General features: G+C 51.2%; 5 protein-coding genes. All 5 read right to left on the bottom strand.

Annotated elements, in window-relative coordinates; all coding sequences use genetic code 11:
* Positions 1 to 571 precede the first annotated feature (571 nt).
* Positions 572 to 871 carry a helix-turn-helix domain-containing protein gene (locus tag FE848_RS18430; RefSeq protein ID WP_062373489.1) on the bottom strand — a complete coding sequence of 100 codons (300 nt, stop codon included), beginning with the start codon at positions 869 to 871 and terminating at the stop codon, positions 572 to 574.
* Positions 864 to 1,178: a hypothetical protein gene (locus FE848_RS18435; RefSeq protein WP_054641851.1), complete on the bottom strand. Its 315-nt coding sequence runs from the start codon at positions 1,176 to 1,178 to the stop codon at positions 864 to 866. Before FE848_RS18435 ends, FE848_RS18430 begins: the two co-directional genes overlap by 8 nt.
* Before the next feature lie 555 nt (positions 1,179 to 1,733).
* On the bottom strand, positions 1,734 to 2,066 hold the full coding sequence (locus FE848_RS18440; protein ID WP_200205344.1) for a YnfA family protein: 333 nt from the start codon (positions 2,064 to 2,066) through the stop codon (positions 1,734 to 1,736).
* A gap of 102 nt (positions 2,067 to 2,168) precedes the next feature.
* Positions 2,169 to 2,549 (bottom strand): hypothetical protein, encoded by a 381-nt coding sequence (locus tag FE848_RS18445; protein WP_200205345.1) that lies wholly within the window; start codon positions 2,547 to 2,549, stop codon positions 2,169 to 2,171.
* A gap of 239 nt (positions 2,550 to 2,788) precedes the next feature.
* Positions 2,789 to 2,937, bottom strand: a 149-nt coding sequence (locus tag FE848_RS18450; protein WP_200205341.1) for a transposase, incomplete at its 5' end; no start/stop codon positions are given.

Here is a 2,937-nt window from a genome sequence, read left to right on the forward strand (position 1 = left end):
CGACCATGGTGTCCTGGTCATAGTTGTAGTGCTTGAAGCGAGGCATGCCGACGGCTCCTTGTCTGTTTGCTCAATGCTACCAAAATCAGTCGGATTTGGGGTTTTTCTACAGCCTCAACGCCAGCCAGCATGCGCGGCTACGGAATGGAGGCGAAGCCGCAATGTAGTATGCGCGCCGTGACTGGCCTTGTTATAATCACTATCAATTTAACTCGTAGGAGACGAAACGATTCCATGCATCGATTGCGTCACTTGCAGCTTGCTGATGGTTTCTGGCCGCGTCAGTCTGTTCTTCAACAAAGTCGGAAATACATGCTTTGTAATCCTCAACTTCTTGATAAAAGTTATCTACCTCCCACTGGGAATTGAACTGGTATGGTTTACTCGGCTGGAAGCAGGATGGACTTGGCACAAAAATATCTGACACCACAGGGAAAGAGACTAGGACTGCAGCCCCCACTAAAAACCAACTATTTCTCGTCAACCTCATTGCCTCACCCCTCGAAGTTATAACGCCCGGCTTTGCGGCGTGCCGGAGCGCAGCGTAGGCGCGTCCGACAACAGCCGCTTGTTAACCCCGTAGCTCGAGGCCTTCTCGAATGACCTCGGGATGACGGGAAGCAATCTCAATGAGCGCTTTTGCTGGACCAGAGGGTTCACGTCGACCTTGCTCCCACTCCTGCAGGGTTCGCGCGGAAATATGCAGTACCTCAGCAAACTCGACCTGAGTCAGTCCGGTTTTGCCTCGAGCCTCTGCCACCTCGTTAGGCTCAACACGACTGACTCGTGCAGTTTTGCCCGCTTTCATTTCTTTAACAGACTGAAGCAACTTGTTGCCAAGCTCCTCAGCACTTAGTGTCTCGTCACTCATTTTCCAATACCTCACGAATCGACTTCAGGATATGAGCGGGTATATTGCCCCTGACGGCTTTCTTGTAGATCACCAATAACCAGATCTCACCATTTGCCAACTTGGTGAAGTAAATGACTCGCACCCCACCGCGCTTCCCTGAACCCGCTACCGACCAACGAACCTTTCTACATCCGCCGCTACCCGGAATGGGGTCACCAATTTCCGGACTTGCCGCAAGCCAGGCAAAGAAAGCGCTTCGCTCTTCCTCAGTCCAGATTTTTCTGGCATCTGCTTCAAATGTAGGGGTTTCGATGATGGTAAACATGACAGTCAATATACGTCATTGACGGAGTTTTGCAAGATGCTGGTCACAAGGGTTAACGCTGAAGCTTAGCGGCGCCCTGACAAGGGCGTCCGGTGGACGGCCTTCAGGCCGGGAACGTACTACAGCGACTTGTTAGCTGGGGGCATCAATGAAGCCCGATCTCTGGCAACTAACATCGCAGCCTACACCGCTGCCCTTGCACCCAAACCCGCTGCGGCACTTTGAATAAATCACCGTCAACGATGCGGTGAACGAACCTGAACGCCAGATTAGCAGGTAAGCAAGGAACCGTTTACCGGCGGACAGCCCCACGACCCAAATGCCCATGTTACTAACAACACCGCTGAACGATTGAACTGCCAGCAAGACTGCGAATTCGGACGGCCTTGGCAACTAAACCATGTTGCCGGTTTTGCTCCCAACTTTCAGCCAAGGCCACTGGCACAGAGCCTCCCGAAAGGAACCAAAGCCACACCAGCTAACGCCTGCATAAACGGCGCCCGACTAGGGCGTCCGGTGGAGGCCCATCGGGCCGGAACGAATTTAATGCACTGGTTATGTGGTGCGCGGCGCAAACATGATGATTGCCATACCTACCAGCGCAACGGCTGAGCCTACCAAGTCCCAAGCAGTTGGACGGATGCCATCTACTGCCCACAGCCAAAGTATTGCCATGAAAATATAAACGCCACCGTAAGCAGCATAGACCCTACCAGCGGCTGTCGGATGCAATGAAAGCAGCCAGGCGAATGCTGCAAGACTCAATGCACCAGGCACCAAAAGCCAAATAGTTTTGCCCTCGCGAAGCCAGAGGTAAGGCAGATAACAGCCGACAATTTCTGCAAATGCGGTAACGAGGAAAAGGCCAATTGTTTTCAACTCAGGCAAAACAACCTACTCCTTGGCAGTAACACATAACGCCTGCAGCATGCGCGCCTACGAAATGAAGCCAAAGGCGCAATGTAGTAGGCGTCGCCGTGCCTGCACTTGTTATGTATAAATGACTCTAGCGCCGGAGATGGTTAAGACCCCATCTTTCTCAAGCCTTCTAATAATCGTATCGATTTTGCTTTCCTCTATGCCGCCTTGAAACTGGAACATCGCGGCAATGAAGTTTATTAATGATTGCTTCTTTGAGGGCTTTGACTTGACTAGCCTCTCCTTAACGTACGAAATAACATCCAAATCGTTAGGCGTTTCAGTCTTACTTCTCGGTTCCGATTTCTCAATCTTCGGCGCTGATATATTTCTCGCGGTAGGATTCAGGTCTTCCTCTTCCTTTATTGCCGCTTGAATCAAATATTGGGAAAGCTTCAGTTTTTCCCGGTAGGTGAGCTTGTCAGCTGCAAGCCTTATAACGTCATAACTCATCTAGAATTCCCTCATAAGAAATTACCGTTCGATTTTATACATAACGAGGCTGTAGAAAAACCCAAAAACGAGCGAGTATTCCACCGCCTGCGATCTCGTTTTTTTAGCCGGTCAGTTCGCCCAGCAACTTCCAGTTTTCGGATTGATTGCCCTTTACAGCCCTCAATCCCGGTATTTCAGTGTTCAGGCGCCCGTAACCTTGTGCCTAAGGGGTATTTCGGGAGGGCTTGCTCCCCCGGTCATGCCGCCATCCGCCCATAATTAGCCAGCTTCTCAATATTGTGCACCATGCAGAACAATCGCCACTGACCTTGCACCTTCTTTTTGCCCCTGAGACTGAAGCGGTTCAACCGCTTGTTGGTGCCAATATTGCCGAACACCGGCTCCA

This window comes from Marinobacter sp. 1-3A, assembly GCF_016597775.1.
GTDB lineage: Bacteria > Pseudomonadota > Gammaproteobacteria > Pseudomonadales > Oleiphilaceae > Marinobacter > Marinobacter xiaoshiensis.

Excerpts from the sequence above, each read along its gene's own strand:
- FE848_RS18430 (WP_062373489.1), bottom strand. The coding sequence starts at position 871 with ATGAGTGACGAGACACTAAGTGCTGAGGAGCTTGGCAACAAGTTGCTT.
- FE848_RS18435 (WP_054641851.1), bottom strand. The coding sequence starts at position 1,178 with ATGTTTACCATCATCGAAACCCCTACATTTGAAGCAGATGCCAGAAAA.
- FE848_RS18445 (WP_200205345.1), bottom strand. The coding sequence starts at position 2,549 with ATGAGTTATGACGTTATAAGGCTTGCAGCTGACAAGCTCACCTACCGG.